The organism is Rossellomorea vietnamensis (assembly GCF_008180615.1).
In the GTDB taxonomy this organism is placed as follows: Bacteria; Bacillota; Bacilli; order Bacillales; family Bacillaceae_B; genus Rossellomorea; species Rossellomorea vietnamensis_D.
In genome coordinates, this window is record NZ_VTEH01000014.1 from 77895 (window position 1) to 95953 (window position 18059).

Sequence of the window (18059 nt, forward strand, 5' to 3'; positions counted from 1 at the left end):
TTAATTTTGAAAGATAGCGTCATATTGAACTGGATAAATCCTGCTAAGCAAGAGAGCAAAATGCTTTTCTCTTCGCTCTGAGCGAGAGCTCTTAGTATCCAGGAGATATCCGAAAAAAACAGACACATAAAAAGACAGAAATGAAGGTGAAATCATGATTGAAGTACGTACGTCCAAAGTTAGTGACGGAGATTTAAATAGAGGGGTATTTGCAACCCGTGATATTAAAAAGGGAGAATTAATCCACGAAGCTCCGGTACTTCCATACCCGAATAAGGAACATGAATTGATCGAGAAAACTCTTTTGGCTGACTATGCCTTTGAATATGGTATAAATCATACAGCTCTGCTGCTGGGTTACGGGATGTTGTTTAATCATTCCTACAAACCCAACGGCACCTATGAAATCAATTTTGATAATCACACGTTTGATTTTTATGCCTATCGTGATATCAAGGCAGACGAAGAGATCTTTATTAATTATAATGGTGATGAAGAAGACCAGGAGCTACTCTGGTTTGATAAGGAAGAGTAAACATATCCACCAGAAAAACTACAAATTGGAAGCTTCCTGAAATGGGGGGCTTTCTTTTTACATGGAGGTACCATGAGAACCAGTTTGATTCTTTCACAGATTTTATTCTTTATTCTATCTCCCATTTGGCTGAAGCTGACGAACTATCTGCATCCCCTCGTAATAGCCGTCGTCTGGCTCTGCTACACCTTCCTGGCTCTTTATATAATCTGTCTGGTAAAGGGAGTTGTAATTTCTTTCCGGAAAAATTGGCTACATACATTAACAGGCTTATATAGTTGCAGCTTACTTGTCTTATTATTCTCTAGGCCCAATAACCAGGAATATAATCAGGCGAATTTCACTCCTTTTGAAACGATCTCTTTTTACTTCTCAGGAAAAGCAGAAATTCTTGTCGCTTTTTATAACCTGGGAGCCAACATCGCTCTTTTTATCCCTTTTGGAGTGTATTACCGCTATATCAAGGGGAAACCCGAAGCAGGAAAGCTTGCAGCTTTGGCAGCTCTGGGTATAAGTATGATCGAAGGAGGGCAATTTTTAACACGCCGCGGCAGTTTAGATATCGATGACTTTATTCTGAATATAGCAGGGGTCCTTATGGGATATCTTCTGTTTCCCCTATTTCAAAAAGTGTTTACTATAAAAAACTAAAGTTAATTATTCAGCCTTGATCATGAACTATTTTTAATATGTTTTATAAAAATATATAATCCTGCGGGAAGAAGGATGATCAGCAGCAGCAAGATGAAACCTGATAATGTCTTATTCTCATCAACCGGCTCTCGTTCCTTGTACTTATTTTCCCTGAGAGCCTTTTGATAAGTTCCGCTATGTACCTCAACCGCGATAGCCTCCTCCGTGCTTATGTTAGTTATTGAAAAATACTTTGTACCAACACTGAACTCGTTAGAAAAGCTGCCCGGAAGTTCCTCCATGTCCGAATAGGCTGTCACCTCGCCTATTTCTTTTTCAATATCCGTTACAATTTCATCGGTCATCACATACACATAATCATTCCATACAATAAACGAGAACGCCCATGAAGTGGCCATCGCATTGAACGGACTAATGAGAACAATCAAAATTATTCCTATCCCTTGAACTACCCACCACTTACCGCCCTTACAGGTCGCTTGAAGTGGGGGATTCCTAAGAACACAAACCTATTGGTTCATTTTTGATTAGGCTATCTCCGCAGTCCCTGCGGTTAATCGCAAAGCTTCTTTGCGAAGATTTATACTTGCGTTAAGATCCCTTTGATGGTTGCTGTTACAAGTTGGACACGTCCATTCACGCAACGCAAGATCTTTAACGGCTTTATACTTATGATTACATACAGAACATAGCTGGCTGGAAGGGAAATTTTTCGCTGCGGCTATCACCTGTTTGCCGTACCATACTGATTTGTATTCCAACATAGACCTGAATTGGGCCCAGCTTACTTCGCTGATTCCTTTTGAAAGGTCTTTGTTTTTCAACATATTTTTGACAGACAAATCTTCAATTCCGATAATGTCGTGGTTTTTGACTATTTCGGTAGAGATTTTATCCAGCATATCTTTTCTTGCATTAGCGATTCTTTCGTGCAGCCGGGCAACTTTCTTTTTTTGTTTAGTCCAATTCGAAGAACCCAATTCTCTCCTAGAAAGAATGCGTTGGGCATTAATTATTTTCTTTTCTAGTGTACGGAAAAAGCGGGGGTTTTTATAAGTTGTGCCATCTGAAAGAGTTGCGAAATCCTTCAAACCTACGTCGATTCCGACAGAGGTGCCGGTTTTCTTATAGGGTTGAACTGCTGATTCAGCCAAAATCGAAACGAAGAACGTACCTGAAGGGTTTCGTCTAATGGTGGCGTTCAATATTCGGCCTTCCACCTCTCGACTCTTGGCAAAGCGAACCAGGCCGAGTTTTGGCAATTTGATGTGTTTATCTTTCACTTGTATATTCCCGTTCACAAACTTTGTGGTATAGGATTGAACGGGGTTCTTCTTCGATTTGAAGCGAGGTAAACGATTTTGTTTCTTGTAATATCGTGTGTAGGAATCATGAACGATTTCAACTGATTTCTGAAGGGCAATACTATCGACTTCTTTCAAGAATGAATAGGTCTTCTTGAGCTCTCGAACAGCTTTAATGGATTGGTACTTGTTGAAAAATTCACCTTTCCAATTGTTCTGTAAAAGCTGCCCATTCTGTACCATTTCATTTACGATAGACCAATAAGCGTCTTTGTTCTTTTGTTTCCCAACAAAATAGTTGTAGATGAACCGGCAACAACCGAACGTTTTATTGATTAATTCAATTTGTTGGTGATNACTGATTTCTGAAGGGCAATACTATCGACTTCTTTCAAGAATGAATAGGTCTTCTTGAGCTCTCGAACAGCTTTAATGGATTGGTACTTGTTGAAAAATTCACCTTTCCAATTGTTCTGTAAAAGCTGCCCATTCTGTACCATTTCATTTACGATAGACCAATAAGCGTCTTTGTTCTTTTGTTTCCCAACAAAATAGTTGTAGATGAACCGGCAACAACCGAACGTTTTATTGATTAATTCAATTTGTTGGTGATTTGGATAGATCCTGAATTTAAAGGTTTTTTTAACATTCAAATGGTTTCACCTCCTTGTAGTAATTATACCAAGAAAGATGGTACCTTGGGAACGTATGTTTCTTTCAAAGTTTTTTTAGTAGAGACCAAAGGCAGGCGATTCATCTCCCCCTTACCGTTGGGCTATGCCCTTCACACGCTTGAAGAGGGAGTTTTCTCGCCATTTTTAGATAAAAACACCTTCTGCACATAACAGTCATCCCTCCTTTTCAAGTCTTTTCAGATTTGACGAAAACTCTGAGAAAAAGGTTTCTGTTCGTACATACTTAATTCCTTTAAAGCGCTAAGAGGGACTGTCCCTCTTAGCGCTTTAAAGGAATAAAGGAATCATCACGAAAAAAACGAATCCATCCTCATGAATCCGCCTCTTCGCTATTATTTTTCCATCATCCGTGTCTTATCTTGATTTAATCACTGCATTTATCAACCTTGATCCACCCTGGCCTGATGTAACCTGGTTCTGTCACAAACTTAGCTCTCTCTCATTAGCAGCTCTCTAAATACCCGGTCCATTGACTCTGCAGAAAAACTTTGACGTTCCTTGAACTGCGGTGATTCTTCTGAAAGTTTTTTCATATGTAAATCTATAAATGAGTATAGAAAGCCGGCAGTCTCTTCTATTTTCTGTTCACCGCTTTTTTTCAACTCCACTACTCTCTGAATTTCTTCTTTTATCTTTTGATCATGCACCATCTGGTGAAAAAGATCGTTGAATGGAACAGGCGGGAAGGACTCTCGTTCTTTTATCCATAAGCAGCAAAGAAGCCCTCTCAGTAAATGAAGAGTCAATTTGACCGATTTAACGGAATCTCTCTGCCACTTCTGCCAATTTGTTTTCGACATATTAAGATAATGATGATAGCACGAAGAGGGAGAAAAAATCTCCTTTTGCAATGGAAAAATCTTCGTACAGAAGTACTTGTCCACGATAAGCCTGTCTTCTGTTTGCAGCCATTCCAGCATCGACGGGTTGGATTTTTTCAACAGTACCATTGCTTTCTTGAGGTCCCATCCGCTTAATTCCAGCTCTTTTCCAGCCTTCGATTCAATGACATCTCTTTTTTTGTTCAGAGTTAGATACCAATTCAAATGATGCTTGTATATAAACCGAATATCAAAATCACTGTCTGGCGAGGGAAAGCCCCATGCCCTGCTTCCTGCTTGTACAGCAAACAGGATCTCAACTTCATGTTTCTGTTCTAGTTTCTTTAGCTCCGCCAGAATATGCACCTTCATAATCTCACCTTATTCTGAAAGATTTTCAATCACTTTTGCCAAAAGAAGTGTCCTCTCAGTAAGAGAAGAGATTTCAAGATATTCCTTATCACTGTGGGCATTGCCCCCTACTGGTCCCATCCCATCGATGGTCGCAATCCCGGCAGCCGAAGTGAAGGAAGCATCTGAACCTCCGCCTGTAGAGGTATCGGTGATTTCGATTCCCATCTCTTCACCCACTAGCATGATTTTTCTCAGAAGCTGTCTGTTACGCTTATTCTTTTCCATAGGAGGTCTGTTGATTTCGCCTTCAAGAGTGATCTCGGTACCTGGAACATCTGTCCTGGAACAGATTTTTTCCATTTTTTCTTCGACCCTGAGACCTTGATCTGTTTCTGCAATTCGGATCTCCATCTGAGCACTGGCATGATCGGATACCGTGTTGACAGAGGAGCCTCCCTCAATCAAGCCGACATTGACACTGATACCATTTTCGTGATCGTTCAATTCATGCATCTGGATGACTTTATGCGCCAGCTCTTCAATAGCACTTCTTCCTTTTTCCGGTTCAATACCGGAGTGGGCGGCTCTTCCGATGACATTTAGGGTATAATTGCCTTTTCCTCTTCGTGAGGAAACAAGTGAACCATCTTTTCTGGCCGGCTCCATTATGAGTGCATATTTTTTTCCTTCTGCTGCATTTATGATCAGTTCTTTAGATGAAGGCGACCCAATTTCCTCATCACTATTCAAAATAATTTGCACATTTTTGTAATGTGGTGAACCTTCTTTTATTAATGCTTTCATTGCATATAGAAGAGTAACCAGGCTGGACTTCATATCAATGACTCCCGGTCCATAAGCTATGTTCCCAATTCTTTTGAACGGCCTCTCCTCAGCAGTACCAAATGGGAAAACGGTATCCATGTGGGCAATGGCAAGGATCTCCGGTACATCTGCTTTCTTGTGTTGAATGATCAAATGGTTTCCATATTCTCTTTGAGGAACCTCATGAATCCTAAACCCGATTTTTTCATACTCGGCCTTCAATCGATTTCCAACCATGTCGACTCCCGCTTTGTTTACAGAGCCACTGTCGATATTGACCAGCTCTTCTATCAGATTCAGCATTTCATCTTGTTTAAACCGTATATATTCTTTCACCTTTGTTCTCTCCCAGCTTTCTTCACGACTCTTTTACGAACGTTTTTTCAATTACTTACCATTATACCATTTTGTTCAAGAAAGGTTGGATTTCCAGTTATAAGAATATATTCCACTAAACCCGCAAGCATGCGGATAGCCGGCAGTTGGGCCGGCTGCACTCTTAACTTATGGCTGGTTTCGCATAAATTGCTGCTTTCGGATACCCCCGAATATTAATGGGTTCTCTCGAGTCAGGGAGAACAGCTCTTTTCTTTTCAATATCAACGGATTATTGGAGTGTTTTATGGTCTTTTTTTTTCGTAACTAATTTCAATTAGCAACAACGTTTACGAAAAGAGCCTAACGTATAAGGTGAAACTCTTTTTGCCGCTTTGCCAGATAAACGACTCTTCCATCGATAAAGGAGATCGGTTCCTCCAGGTAAATCGGCACTTCTTGATTCCACTCGGAGATATACTTCCTGATGTTGAACTCTAGAGCATAGCAAGTATTGTTTTTGATTAGCAGATCTCCCCGGCCAGGTATTTCTTCCTGCTTGTCGTACAAACCGATTAATGGCCCTGCTCCATGGCAGTGGACACCAAGCGGATGTGAATAGAGCATAGCATTGATATTTTTTTCCCGGCTGACTCTCATGCTGTCTATAAAAACCTGGTTCCCGCTTCTTCCTTCACTTATAGACGTGGACACAATGTCTTCAAACCTTAAAGCTTCTTCCAAGGCTTCCGTCAAACTGTTCGGGACTGTTTCTTCTCCGTTCTTCAGCACATATGCCAGCTGCTGTGTGTCTGTAGCCAGCCCAAGGTAATGTATTCCGAAATCCAAATGGACAATGTCGCCAGGCTTGATGATTGTATTCTCCAATCTGTCTGTACCTGATCCTTGTCTTTGAATATCAACGGTCGGATAAAAGGAAGTTTGAAGTCCTAAGTCCAATACTTGTTGCCGAATCCATTCTACTGCATCCTTAGTAGAAGTCACGCCTGGATGAATTACCCTATTCGACAGAGCTTCTTCCGCAATCTCCCTGGCCAATTCACATATGTGAGGATACGCAGCCAGTTCAAGTGAGCTTCTTGTTTGAAGCCAGTCCACCAATAGTGATTCAGAGCTGACAAATCTTTCTTTCCCCACCTTTGCTGCTCTCAGCAACTCGTTGAAAGCATTTACTGTCAGACCGTCACTTACAGAATGAAGAGAGCCTGCATTCACAGCGATTTTTTTAGGAGCTCTTTTATGGATGAGTCGTGCTGCACACTGCCATTGAGTTTCAGTTTTATCCTCCCAGACATTTTGATAGAAAGGCTCTAACGCCGGATTGGAATTTAATACGAAGCGCTGAACCCTTCCTTCATCATCCTTGCAGAACATAAAAATCGTAAGCCTTCTTGAACTGTCGACAGCTGAAGGAAAGAAAGTATGAATCACAGGGTCTTCATTGTATTCACGGCCGATAGTGATCCACATATCGATTTCATGTTCGTTCATGATAGCCGGCAAAATAGTATGTAATCGTTCCTTGAGAACTTTGTCCCTGAATTCGTCTCTATCTTTTAATCGCAGAATTCTTGAAAATGCTTCCTTCATCTGAACGCCTCCCTTTTGTATATTCTTCGCTGTATTATATGCTGTTTCCTTTTTTACTGCTTTAAGTGATGTTCAACCCAATTATTTCCCTCTCTTCAAGAACCTGCCTAAGAGAGAATGCTGAGAAACTGAGGCGGCTGCAATTAAAAAGGCAGAACCGCCCTCTACAAGAAGCGATTCTGCGTTTTTCACTTGGGGTTTTATGAAAGATTGTTGATTTCCGTTACAGGTACACGACTCCAATCAAGATCGAGAAAAAAACTATCCGCTAATAAATCCAGACTCCATACTAGAATCATTTTTATTTATCGGGGAATTCCAATGACACAGCAACAAACAATGTTGTTCAGTTTGTATAAGAAGAAACAGCAACAAAGGTTAGGAAAAGAGCCTTGTAATAAAAGCTTTCAAAACAAAACCATCAGTTTAAACTGGTTGTTTTCTCTGCGGCTGGATCCTTACCAGCTTCGGCCTAAAAGGCCCATTGAATTATTTTCTCTGGCTATTTATTCCGGCTGAAAAAATGTGGAAAATAAGCGGAGAAATTCCGCTTATTTAAGTCATCGCGCGAAATACAGCTCAAATAAGCGGAGAAATTCCGCTTATTTGTATAAAAGATGCTAAAATGGTTCGTTTCGCTGTCCTTAAGCGGAAAAATTCCGCTTATATCCCCAAAATCATCTACGATTCTGAAGCTTAACCGGAAAAATTCCGTTTATTTTAGTCTATTAATGCCCATCAGCAAGGATGCCTCCCCTCCTGCTAGAAAGGCATCAAGTGATAGGGAACCGGCTTATCCTTAAGAAAGAAGGTGTTTTATACCACGCTTTAAGCTCTCTGGAACACCCGGCATAGCCAGGGGTTCCAGAGAGCATCAAAAAAACGGCCCTAAAGGACAAGCATTAACTGTTTTGTTTTGAGAACCATCGTGATAACGGATAGACCAGTGGACTTTGGATGAGCAGTGAAAGAACAATGGCACCGTACGTCAACGACAAAATTGTATCAGTCTGTCCTGCTTTTTCAGCTGCCAGACCCAGCAGCAGCGCCACTGACATAGTCCCTTTGATACCAGACCAGGTAATCAGGGAGATATCATCCCATAAAAATTCCTGCCTCCATAAACGAAACATCTTTAATATCCCTGCGAGTACAATGAATCGGACTATGAGTGATAAACCAAAAATGATGAAAATGAAGCCGATGTTTTGGAAATCAAAGTGTTTCATGAACTCAATTCCGATCAGTAAAAATAGAATAGACAAGATGCTGGGTTCGATAACTTCCCAAAAGGAGTCCAGGTAATTACGAAGATCCTCTTCTTTATTGGTAGTATCCAATTTCCAAGAAAGCATGGCACCTGCCGATACCGAAGCAAGCACCCCTGAAACACCAAGATGTTCGGCAAGATAAAAACTTCCATAAGCCAGGACAATGCTTAACATGACCTGATATTGCCGGTGATGAGTAAAATGAAGGACTTTGCTGGCAATCCAGCCAAAGACCATGCCGATAATCAGCCCTCCTGCAGAAACCAGCAGGAAATCTCCCAGGGCAGAGGTAAGCTGAAACTGCTCACCGGAGATATAAAGATGAGCAATGACAGTAAACAGAACCACACTTGTCCCATCATTGAGCATCGACTCCCCTTCCACCACATCAGCTATTTTGGGACTATTAGAAGATTTCTTCAGAATTGACACGACTGACACGGGATCTGTCGGTGTCAATATCGAAGCAATTAATAAAGCTCCCATAAAAGATAATGAAACCAAGCCGACGAAATAAATAGAAACTCCTAAAATGAAAACAGTAAGCACCAAACCAAGCGTGCTCAGGACACTTATAACTCCAATATTCTTTCTTAAGCCCGCAGTTTTAAATTGATAGGCAGATATAAACAGCAGCGCCGGCAGAAATACATTAAAAATCATATCTCTTGTAATAGCTACAGAAGAAAAGAAAGGTGTGAACGACAATCCGATCCCAATCAAGAGCAGAACCATCGGCACAGGAAAGTTTTTTTGTTTTTTATCGATAGTAAAGACAACATATCCTATGAACAATAATAGGAAAACATGAATATAACCCATGACTGAACCTCCAACTTTTAATCTCTTTCTTTTCTTTTTCCTTCTCCACTCCACCATAAACGGAATGCAAGAATAGAGGATTTTTCACTATGTTTAATTCACCAGCCTGCAGGGTAAATATATTTCTACAATTGTTACAAGGAGGAATAAGGGTATGAGACTAAGTTCAACCTTGATGTTAGGTGCTGCAGCAGGAGCAGGGCTTCTGATGCGCAAAAAAGAAAACCGAGTGAAAATCCAGAATATGATGGAAAGTGCAAAGCAAAAATGGGAGAACCGCAACAAGAAAGACTTTACAGTTGAAAAAGCTGGAAATCCTGATCCTGCTGATGTAGAGGATAACAAAATGGTCAGTGAGGGTGCTCAAACGTCGGTTCAGTACTATAATTCCATTAAACAATAGACCTCTTAAAAAACAAAAAAAAAAAGGATCGTGCATTTTTTTAAAGATCCTTGAGCTTGGATTTAAAGTTCCCTAACGGGGCTTACAATCCAAGCTTTTTTGTTTTAAGTGTTCATGCAGATTCCTTCTTAGTCGGACATTTGAAAAGGGATGAGCACTCTTCATTTTGAAGTAACTATAAGCTTTACTTTTCTGCTCAATGAAAAAGGGTCTTACCATAAACTCTGTAAGACCCTCTCTTCTAGTTATTGGGCAATAAGGAAAGCAATCTTTCCTAAATTCTGAGAATCCTTCAACCGCGTAAAGGCTGCTGCAAAATCCTCTAATGAATATACGCTGTCCACCACTGGTGTAATTTTGTGTTTTTCAATGAACTGAAGCATAGCAGAAAACTCCTCGGCACTGCCCATTGTAGACCCGAGTAAATTTAACTGAGAATAAAAGAAGTGGCGGATATCCACTTCAATTTTATCCTCTGTTGTCGCTCCAAAAGTGGCAACCGTTCCGCCTTTTCTAACTACTTTTAACGATTTATCAAAGGTGGCCTTCCCGATACTTTCAATAACGATATCAATGGTTTCATCCTTCAGTTCCTCATTCCAGTCACAGTTTGTGGAAATGCTGCGATCGGCTCCCAGTTCCATTGCTTTATGCTGTTTATCATTGCTGCGAGATGTCACAATTACTCTCGCTCCTGCTGCTTTAGCGAATTTCAGTAAGAAAGTCCCCACTCCGCTGCCTATACCAGGTATCAGGACGGTGTCACCAGCTTTTACTTTTGCCCGCGTGAATAACACACGGTAAGCTGTCAATGCAGCCAAAGACAATACGCCCGCTTCTTTCCAATTCAGATGAGCGGGCTTCTTTTCCACATTGACTGCAGGAAGTATAATATACTCCGCAAATGTACCATGATCAGGCAGTCCGACGATTTCAAACCCTGCCGGCGGTGCTTCGCTGTTCTGCCTCCAGCCCAGTCCTGGGTTAATGATCACTTCATCCCCTACAGCTGCATTTGTTACATCTTCTGCCGCTTCCACTATAGTGCCCGCTCCATCAGACCCGACAATCAGCGGAGGCTGTTCTTCTTGATGTCTGGTTAAGACCATAAGATCTCTGCGGTTCAGTCCAGCAGTCTTCAATTTGATTTTCACCATGCCGCTTTTCACTGCCGGCTCTTGAAAGTCTCTAAGTGAGAGTCCTTCCATTCCTTGTATTCCCTCATGAATGATGGCTTTCATAATTCTCCTCCTCTTTTTCTATAACTCTTTCGCAAAGATTGCTGCTGTGGAGAAATGATGGATTTCCGCTCGAATCCCCCTGTCTGAAAGGGAAGGAATTTAAAACAAAACCCATAACCAAGAATCTTTTAAAAGTCTGTTTTTCTATATCTTTACTTTTGACAATTCTCCTGAAACAATTTCTCACTAATAAAAAGGAGCAGCTCTTTACTTCCTTGCTTACCCGGTTTTTACCAGTGAATGATGGCGTTATTTTATGAAATGCCTATAAATAAGCAGCAAAGTTTACGAAAACAGTTCTATAGGGAATCATTCTTATCTGCTCTCATGGTTACAGGCTTTTGACTACCTTGATGCTGTCTTCGTCCACAGGATCTACTGACTGTGGAATATCAACTAAAGTTCTTAAGAAAGTTTCTGTTCCTTTATCGGATATTGGATGATCTTTAGACAAAGAAAATTTGAAAGGGACCCTCTTCACTTCTTCTGCCTTTACGATACCTATCTCTTCCAGGGCAAAGCCATGCAGCTCTTTTTCATGATAGGAAAAGTCACTGTCTTCCCGATAGTCCTCTTCCCTGATAAAGATGGTCAGGACAATTTTGTTTACTTCCTGGTCAGACATGCCTCCTTCTATTACTACTTCACCCTTCAGCTCGCTTGCCGGTGTCAAGGTAGGATTTTCGACGATTGTATCCACCTTGATATTGCCGATTCCGATACTCGATAAAAACTCTTTCCACATAAAAACTCATCCTTTCCCGCCCTAGTGTTTTAATCACCTAATCTTTCGTTCAATAACTGGTATGTATGGTGCTTTTGGTGAAAATGATACTAACTAGAGAGGGGAAAAGCAAGAAATACCATAAGGAAGCGGAAAAAAGAGATCACTCTTTAAGAATGACCTCTCAATTTTTTAATTTTCAACAAGCTTTTTGACGACAGCAATCGTCTTTTCGATATCATTTTTGCTGACATCAAAGTGGGTGGTAAAACGAACGAGTGACGGTCCAAAGGTCACGGCAAGTATCCCTTCTTTTTTAAGCAGACTGGTGAATTCTGCTGAAGTCATTCCGAGTGCAGAAACTTCTGCGACGACGATATTGGTATCAACATTGTTGGCGATTGTCAAAGAGGGGATCGAGCTCAATCCTTCAGAAAGCAGGACAGCATTTTCATGATCCTCAACGAGTCTTTCTCTCATATGGTTCAGCGCATACAATCCAGGTGCTGCAATAATCCCTGCCTGACGCAGTCCGCCTCCCAAACGCTTTCTCCATTTCCGGGCTTTTTTGATAAACACCTCGCTTCCCGCTGTGATGGATCCAACTGGTGCTCCTAGACCTTTTGATAGGCAGACCTGGACTGTATCACAATACTGAGTGAATTCCGTCAGGGGAACCCCTAAAGCCGAAGCAGCGTTGAACAGCCTGGCACCATCAACATGGACAGGAATGTGATTCTTTTGGGCTACAGCATAGATTTCTTTCATATTAGAAGAGGGTACAATTGCTCCTCCGGCCCGGTTATGGGTATTTTCAATGCATATTAAGGATGTCTCTGGAAAGTGTTGATCATCTTCCCGGACAGCCCCCTCCACCTCTAATGGATCCATGACACCGCGAATGCCTTTGAGCGTCCTTGGCTGGACACCCGCAAAAGCAGATATTGCTCCGGATTCGTAATAAAAAATATGAGACTCCGCTTCCATAATTACTTCATTTCCCGGATTACAATGTGTCAGAACAGCTATTTGATTTCCCTGGGTACCGCTTGTGACAAACAAAGCTGCTTCTTTTCCCAGGAGTTTAGCTGCCGTTTGTTCAAGTTCATTGACAGCAGGATCTTCACCGTACACATCATCCCCCACTCTTGCATGCAGGGCAGCCTCTCTCATTTCCTTTGTCGGCTTAGTCACTGTGTCACTGCGTAAATCGATCAAGAAATCCACTCCAATCTATATGTAATTTAACCTTCATAATTTCTCTCTAAAATTATAACACTACTTATAATGTACTGTATTTTTCCTGTTAATTCCAAGTAAACGCATCAAAAATATAATTATAGGAATATTCGGACTATATGCAGAATTTATGTGGTAATCTTATTATGATTCAGAGCTGCTGCTTAGGAAAATTTTCATGAAAACACATGTATTTCAAGCATTCTTTAAGGGGTCGCGGGGCTGATTTTCCCAAGCAGCCAAACTCGTTCTAATTACGGGATTATTTTATACTATTACTATAGATAGAGAGGAGAAAAGAATCATGACGATCGGAAGTAAGATCCGATATCATCGCATGAAAAAGAACTTAACACAAGAAGAACTTGCAACAGGAATTCTATCCGTCTCTTATCTTTCCAAGATCGAAAATAATCAAACCACCGCTTCTACTGAAGTCATCGAGCTCCTATGCAGCAGGCTTGGAATCTCATTGATACAGAATGATGATGAAACTCTTAAGAAAACATTTTCTGAATGGAACAGAGCGCTATTGAAGAATGATTGCAAGGAAGCCATACGCCTATATGAAGTGGTCTCCCCGCAGATCATTGATATTGATGACGTCACTCTTCTTAACAGTTATCACATCCTTATGATCCGCTATCATATTTTACTTAAAGATTACGAGAGTCCGAGAGATTTCATCAGAGCAATTGAAAAAGGCTATAAAAATCTTTCTGATAAGCTGCGATTCTACTTCCATAAGTTTGTCGGGAACCTTCACTATGCAAGAGGAAGTTATGAGGAATCCAACCAGCACCTGAAAGATGCGGAGCATTATTTTGTTCTTGGAAGCATTTTGGACACCGAAGAGAAAGCCGATCTATTCTATCTGAAGGCACTCACTTTTGTTCAACTGAGAAAGCATGCCCTTGCCATCCATTATTCTGAAGAATCCCTCAGCCTCTATCAGAGCCTCTATCATAATAAAAGATGTGCAGAAATCCACCTGCTGCTCGGAGTCTGTTACAGGCGCATCCAAAACATCAGTGAAGCCATCATCCACTATGAATGGGCGAATGAAATCAGCAAGAATATTGAATATGTTGTGATGAGAGGGAAAGTCGAGCAGAATCTGGGGTATCTTAAGTCTATGGAAAACAGGACAGAAGAAGCCATTGCCCACTATTTAAAAAGCCTGCAATTCAAACATAATGACCATGACAGCAAACTTACGACCATTCTTGCTCTTGTGAAAGAATATTATAAACTCAAAAGAATGGATGAAGCTGCAAGCTGGCTCCAAGAAGGCATCTTCTTGTCAAAGCAGCAGAAGAATATAGAAAAATATTACGAATTCAGGATTTATGGTTATGCTGTTGAAAAACTTGATGAGGAATTCGAATGCTTCATGAAAGATGAAGCACTTCCCTACTTTGAAAATACCGGAAACCCTCATCTTCTGGCTCAGTATTCTAAATTTCTTGGTAACTACTATCAAGAGATAAGAAAATATAAATATGCCGCCCATTACCTTACAAAGGCTAACGTGGCATATGAAAAAATAATAGGTTTATAGGAGGAGATTTATATGAAGAAGCTTAAAAGAATCACAGTAGCAGCACTGGTACTTATCGCACTATCAGCAGCAGGAGCATCTGTAAGTGCTCAAGAAGAAGACCTGCCGCCGGCCAATGGAGTTTCCCCTCTTGTTTCTGGAAAATAATTTGAGAAGAGAAAGCCTCTGCCTCCACTCTGGAAGCAGGGGCTTTTTGCGCTGTACAGCATTAAAAGGGACAGTCCCTCTTAACGCTTTAAAGTATGAAAGCGCTTCATATGATTTGGTGAATTTACTCATCACATAGTATATTTATCTTGTAAGCTACTTAAAAGGGGGATTTCAACTTGGCTTCAAAAGAAACAAAATTAGAGAGATATGCCGATTTATTGATTCGGGTGGGAATCAATCTGCAGAAGGGGCAGACACTCATTATCAATGCTCCTATTACTGAAGCTGACTTTGTGGCTCAATTAACCGAAAAAGCCTATGAAACAGGCGCGAAGAATGTACTTGTAGAATATTCTGATGAAAAATTAACAAGAATGAAAATGGAAAAGGCTCCAGAAGAAGGGCTGAAGGACTTCCCGGTTTGGAAAGCTAAAGGAATGGTGGAGATGGCGAAAGAAAATGCCGCTGTACTCAATTTGACCTCTCCCAATCCTACATTGTTGAAAGGCATTGATTCCAAGCGGGTGGCCATGGCCAATAAAGCAAGCGGTGAAGCGTTCAAAGACTTTCAGCCGTTTATTTCCGGGGGCCGTATCAGCTGGCTGATTGCGGCTGTTCCTTCTAAAGCATGGGCCAGAACAGTTTTCCCTGACCTGCCTGAAGAGGAAGCTGTCGAGGAATTATGGGATAAAATCTTCTACACAACCAGAGTCGATCAGGAAAATCCTGTCCAGCTTTGGGAGAAACACATTGAAAACATGACAAAGAATGCTGATTATCTTAATGAGCGTGCGTTCCGTAAACTTCACTATAAAGGTCCAGGCACAGACTTCACAGTTGAACTGCACCCTAAAAGCAAATGGATTTGCGCCCTTTTCACCAATGACCAAGGTGTTCAATTCGTTCCCAACCTGCCGACTGAAGAAGTATTCACCATACCAGTCCGAAACAGTGTCAATGGAACAGTAAGCAGTACAAAGCCTTTAAATTACAGTGGAAACCTGATTAACAATTTCACCCTGACTTTCAAAGATGGAAAAGTTACAGAATTCAGTGCCGAAGAAGGCTATGACACGTTAAAAAGTCTGCTTGAAACGGACGAAGGTGCCTCCTTCTTGGGAGAAATTGCATTAGTGCCTCATGATTCACCGATTTCAAATACCGATATTATTTTTAACAACACATTATTTGACGAAAACGCTTCCTGTCATATTGCTCTTGGCAATGCCCTTTCAATCTGTGTGGAGAACGGCAAAAACATGAGCAAAGAGGAACTGAAGGAAATTGGATTCAATGAAAGCTTGACACATGTGGACTTTATGATAGGTTCTGAACATCTGGATATCGACGGTGTCCTTGATGACGGATCTATTGAACCAATCTTCCGTAAAGGAAACTGGGCGTTTTAATCGACTGGCCATTTATAAGCCCTGCTTAATTCATGGGTGAATCAGCAGCTGCTGCCCCCCTTGATACGTGTATAACATAGCTATCAGTTGTCCACAGAGTAACATTACTTAACCAACAACAAGAAAGAGCTGCATCCAGTTGAACGGATGCAGCTCTTTTCTCTTATTTTCCAGAAGAATCCTTTTCTGTTCCACTGCCTTGTTTGGTTCCTTTGCTTGTATATGGTTTGGCAGCTTTTTTCTTCGCACTTTTCTGCCAGCGGTTCCAGCCTTTTTTCCCGGTGCCTTTTCCTGTTCCGCCGCCTTTGCTCTTGCTCACACTATCAACTCCATTATCTGGTCGGACTTTTCATTTTGATTGAAAGTTCATTATATCAAAAATTCACCTATTTTAACAAAAGTTGAAGGAATTTTCTTCTTGGCCCCTCTTCCCTCTCTCTAACTAGGATAACACTTTATGGGTTTTACAGTTTTAAAATAGGGAAACAAAATAAAGAAGACTTAGAAAGGAGCGATACTCATGAAAGAATATTATGTAGTACCAAACAAAGACGAAAGCGGCTGGTTTGTAAAAATAGAAGATGTTGCTCCAACATCATTATTTAATGGCCAGTCAGAAGCCATCGCAGAAGCTGAAAAACTTGCTAAAGAGAATCAGCCGGCTAAGGTGCTTGTTGAAAACGAAAACAATGAAATAGTAAGCGAAAAAACGTTTTCATAAAATGCATAAAAAAAGAAGCCATTTCAACCGTTTTTATTGGTTGTAACTGGCTTTTTCTTTTGCTTTTATTTAATACCAAATATTACACTTTATATTACAGAAGAATTTCAGATAAAACATTTTCAAGTCATACATAATCGTTTATGATTAGTATATCAGGAATTAAAGGAGAACAACTTCCCATGATAAGCAACTTAAATAGAAAGAAGGCTTTATCAGTCGGGGCTCTGCTCCTGCTTACCTTCTCATTAACTTATATCACACTTAAATCTCAGATAGCCGAATCCAAAGAAAGTTCTTCAGAGGTGTCTGCCGGCATTCCAACCGTGTTCGTACATGGTTATAAAGGCACCTATAATTCTTTTAAAACCATGCTGTACCGTTTTGAAGAAAAAAAATGGGGTAAAAGAGACCTCGTTGTGTATGTTTCTGCAGATGGAGAAATCACATGGAGAGGTTCTCTGAACTCCTCTTCCGGCCTGCCTCCTTTGGTACAAATCGTTTTCGAAAAGAACAAAGCTTCCATTTCGGAAACCTCTTCCCGTCTACAAAGCGTTATGAAAGAATTGAAAATCAAGTTCAATGCCAATAGAGTGAATCTTGTCGGACATTCGATGGGTGGCCTTGTTTCAACAAATTATCTGCAACAAACCAATGGAAATTCCGAGTATCCTGAAACCATTAAATTTGCTGTCATCGGAAGCCCTTTCGACGGGATTTCTAAAGAATCCTACCACAGAGTCAACACCGGAGAAGCTCTTATTGACTTAAGACCTGATTCAGATACTTTAAAGAATCTGGTGAAAAACCGAGGCCAATTTCCGTCCCAGCTTCAGGTTCTGGCCATTGCAGGATCAGGCGATCAAGTTGTGGACGTTGAAAGTGCCTTTGCCATTGGAGAAATTGTCCCGGAAAATAATCTTGAAAAGCGCCTCATTGAAGATGAAAAAATCGATCACAGCGGCCTGCATGAAACAGAAAAAGTGGATAAAATCTTAAAAAAATTTCTTTGGGATTAACAGAAAGCCTGGTCGTTCATCGATCAGGCTTTTTCTATTTGTTCTTAGCTTCTGTATAAAAAGGAAAATTCCCCTCAACACTCTCTAGTTCAGTAAGCCAACAACAAGGTTTTTTGCTGCTCTTGTGAAGTCCGTAGTGCAAGGATTCTTCATAAACCACTCCGGTGTTGCCAGATAGCGGTATTGACGGAACGGATTCCTGGAATATATAGATTCATGCTGTCAGATTAAATATCACTTAGTTCTTCCAAAATATAAACTAAAATCTAAAGGGAAAAATCTTTACTTTACATAATAAATTTACTATCTACCCACATTAAAGAGACCGCCACTATCGCAGCAGTCCCTTTGATAAATTATCGATTAATACCCTTTAACAACTGAA

Annotated in this window: 19 protein-coding genes; 8 read left to right on the plus strand and 11 right to left on the minus strand. The window is 40.8% G+C overall.

The window, feature by feature from the left end; translation table 11 throughout:
- The first annotated feature begins 154 nt into the window (after window positions 1–154).
- On the plus strand, window positions 155–535 hold the full coding sequence (locus FZC79_RS16380; RefSeq protein WP_148947841.1) for an SET domain-containing protein: 381 nt from the start codon (window positions 155–157) through the stop codon (window positions 533–535).
- Window positions 536–607: 72 nt separating this feature from the next.
- Window positions 608–1186: a VanZ family protein gene (locus tag FZC79_RS16385; RefSeq protein ID WP_148947842.1), complete on the plus strand. Its 579-nt coding sequence runs from the start codon at window positions 608–610 to the stop codon at window positions 1184–1186.
- A 20-nt stretch (window positions 1187–1206) separates the two neighbouring features.
- Here FZC79_RS16385 and FZC79_RS16390 read toward each other — a convergent pair whose 3' ends face one another.
- From FZC79_RS16390 to FZC79_RS16420, 7 genes are all read right to left on the minus strand, one after another.
- Window positions 1207–1617, minus strand: a complete 411-nt coding sequence (locus FZC79_RS16390; RefSeq protein WP_148947843.1) for a hypothetical protein — start codon at window positions 1615–1617, stop codon at window positions 1207–1209.
- Between the two features lie 99 nt (window positions 1618–1716).
- Window positions 1717–2856 carry an IS200/IS605 family element RNA-guided endonuclease TnpB gene (tnpB, locus tag FZC79_RS16395; RefSeq protein WP_148947844.1) on the minus strand — a complete coding sequence of 380 codons (1140 nt, stop codon included), beginning with the start codon at window positions 2854–2856 and terminating at the stop codon, window positions 1717–1719.
- Entirely contained in the window at window positions 2829–3146 is a 318-nt protein-coding gene (locus FZC79_RS23890; protein ID WP_286365376.1) for a helix-turn-helix domain-containing protein, read from the minus strand. Before FZC79_RS23890 ends, tnpB begins: the two co-directional genes overlap by 28 nt.
- 470 nt (window positions 3147–3616) lie before the next feature.
- Complete coding sequence (locus FZC79_RS16405; protein WP_148947845.1) at window positions 3617–4381, minus strand: nucleotidyltransferase domain-containing protein; 765 nt, start codon at window positions 4379–4381, stop codon at window positions 3617–3619.
- Window positions 4382–4390: 9 nt separating this feature from the next.
- Window positions 4391–5524, minus strand: a complete 1134-nt coding sequence (locus tag FZC79_RS16410; protein ID WP_148947846.1) for a M20 family metallopeptidase — start codon at window positions 5522–5524, stop codon at window positions 4391–4393.
- A 342-nt stretch (window positions 5525–5866) separates the two neighbouring features.
- Window positions 5867–7114, minus strand: a complete 1248-nt coding sequence (locus FZC79_RS16415) for a M24 family metallopeptidase (RefSeq protein ID WP_148947847.1) — start codon at window positions 7112–7114, stop codon at window positions 5867–5869.
- A gap of 902 nt (window positions 7115–8016) precedes the next feature.
- Complete coding sequence (locus FZC79_RS16420; RefSeq protein WP_148947848.1) at window positions 8017–9207, minus strand: cation:proton antiporter; 1191 nt, start codon at window positions 9205–9207, stop codon at window positions 8017–8019.
- Window positions 9208–9361: 154 nt separating this feature from the next.
- On the opposite strand from FZC79_RS16420, the gene FZC79_RS16425 reads away from it, so the two are divergent.
- Window positions 9362–9610, plus strand: a complete 249-nt coding sequence (locus tag FZC79_RS16425; RefSeq protein ID WP_148947849.1) for a hypothetical protein — start codon at window positions 9362–9364, stop codon at window positions 9608–9610.
- A 245-nt stretch (window positions 9611–9855) separates the two neighbouring features.
- On the opposite strand, the gene FZC79_RS16430 is transcribed toward FZC79_RS16425, so the two are convergent.
- From FZC79_RS16430 to ltaE, 3 genes are all read right to left on the minus strand, one after another.
- Window positions 9856–10851 (minus strand): zinc-binding dehydrogenase, encoded by a 996-nt coding sequence (locus FZC79_RS16430; RefSeq protein ID WP_148947850.1) that lies wholly within the window; start codon window positions 10849–10851, stop codon window positions 9856–9858.
- Window positions 10852–11182: 331 nt separating this feature from the next.
- Complete coding sequence (locus FZC79_RS16435; protein ID WP_148947851.1) at window positions 11183–11596, minus strand: sporulation protein; 414 nt, start codon at window positions 11594–11596, stop codon at window positions 11183–11185.
- Window positions 11597–11767: 171 nt separating this feature from the next.
- Window positions 11768–12793 (minus strand): low-specificity L-threonine aldolase, encoded by a 1026-nt coding sequence (gene ltaE / locus FZC79_RS16440; protein WP_148947852.1) that lies wholly within the window; start codon window positions 12791–12793, stop codon window positions 11768–11770.
- Between the two features lie 325 nt (window positions 12794–13118).
- On the opposite strand from ltaE, the gene FZC79_RS16445 reads away from it, so the two are divergent.
- The 3 genes from FZC79_RS16445 (at window position 13119) to FZC79_RS16450 (ending at window position 15934) form a co-directional block, all read left to right on the plus strand.
- Entirely contained in the window at window positions 13119–14375 is a 1257-nt protein-coding gene (locus tag FZC79_RS16445) for a helix-turn-helix transcriptional regulator (RefSeq protein WP_148947853.1), read from the plus strand.
- Between the two features lie 12 nt (window positions 14376–14387).
- Entirely contained in the window at window positions 14388–14522 is a 135-nt protein-coding gene (locus FZC79_RS23895) for a hypothetical protein (RefSeq protein ID WP_262372102.1), read from the plus strand.
- Window positions 14523–14701: 179 nt separating this feature from the next.
- Window positions 14702–15934: an aminopeptidase gene (locus FZC79_RS16450; RefSeq protein ID WP_148947854.1), complete on the plus strand. Its 1233-nt coding sequence runs from the start codon at window positions 14702–14704 to the stop codon at window positions 15932–15934.
- Window positions 15935–16097: 163 nt separating this feature from the next.
- Here FZC79_RS16450 and FZC79_RS16455 read toward each other — a convergent pair whose 3' ends face one another.
- Entirely contained in the window at window positions 16098–16253 is a 156-nt protein-coding gene (locus tag FZC79_RS16455) for a DUF3934 family protein (protein WP_148938361.1), read from the minus strand.
- Window positions 16254–16454: 201 nt separating this feature from the next.
- On the opposite strand from FZC79_RS16455, the gene FZC79_RS16460 reads away from it, so the two are divergent.
- Together FZC79_RS16460 and FZC79_RS16465 are read left to right on the plus strand one after the other, a co-directional pair.
- Window positions 16455–16655 carry a DUF2188 domain-containing protein gene (locus FZC79_RS16460; protein ID WP_148938362.1) on the plus strand — a complete coding sequence of 67 codons (201 nt, stop codon included), beginning with the start codon at window positions 16455–16457 and terminating at the stop codon, window positions 16653–16655.
- Window positions 16656–16837: 182 nt separating this feature from the next.
- Complete coding sequence (locus tag FZC79_RS16465; protein WP_187442830.1) at window positions 16838–17674, plus strand: alpha/beta hydrolase; 837 nt, start codon at window positions 16838–16840, stop codon at window positions 17672–17674.
- The last annotated feature ends 385 nt before the right edge of the window (window positions 17675–18059 follow it).

Bases quoted from the DNA above. Each gene is read 5' to 3' on its own strand.
- FZC79_RS16380 (WP_148947841.1), top strand. From the start codon at position 155: ATGATTGAAGTACGTACGTCCAAAGTTAGTGACGGAGATTTAAATAGA.
- FZC79_RS16385 (WP_148947842.1), top strand. From the start codon at position 608: ATGAGAACCAGTTTGATTCTTTCACAGATTTTATTCTTTATTCTATCT.
- FZC79_RS16405 (WP_148947845.1), bottom strand. From the start codon at position 4,381: ATGAAGGTGCATATTCTGGCGGAGCTAAAGAAACTAGAACAGAAACAT.
- FZC79_RS16415 (WP_148947847.1), bottom strand. From the start codon at position 7,114: ATGAAGGAAGCATTTTCAAGAATTCTGCGATTAAAAGATAGAGACGAA.
- FZC79_RS16420 (WP_148947848.1), bottom strand. From the start codon at position 9,207: ATGGGTTATATTCATGTTTTCCTATTATTGTTCATAGGATATGTTGTC.
- FZC79_RS16425 (WP_148947849.1), top strand. From the start codon at position 9,362: ATGAGACTAAGTTCAACCTTGATGTTAGGTGCTGCAGCAGGAGCAGGG.
- FZC79_RS16430 (WP_148947850.1), bottom strand. From the start codon at position 10,851: ATGAAAGCCATCATTCATGAGGGAATACAAGGAATGGAAGGACTCTCA.
- FZC79_RS16435 (WP_148947851.1), bottom strand. From the start codon at position 11,596: ATGTGGAAAGAGTTTTTATCGAGTATCGGAATCGGCAATATCAAGGTG.
- FZC79_RS16445 (WP_148947853.1), top strand. From the start codon at position 13,119: ATGACGATCGGAAGTAAGATCCGATATCATCGCATGAAAAAGAACTTA.
- FZC79_RS23895 (WP_262372102.1), top strand. From the start codon at position 14,388: ATGAAGAAGCTTAAAAGAATCACAGTAGCAGCACTGGTACTTATCGCA.
- FZC79_RS16460 (WP_148938362.1), top strand. From the start codon at position 16,455: ATGAAAGAATATTATGTAGTACCAAACAAAGACGAAAGCGGCTGGTTT.
- FZC79_RS16465 (WP_187442830.1), top strand. From the start codon at position 16,838: ATGATAAGCAACTTAAATAGAAAGAAGGCTTTATCAGTCGGGGCTCTG.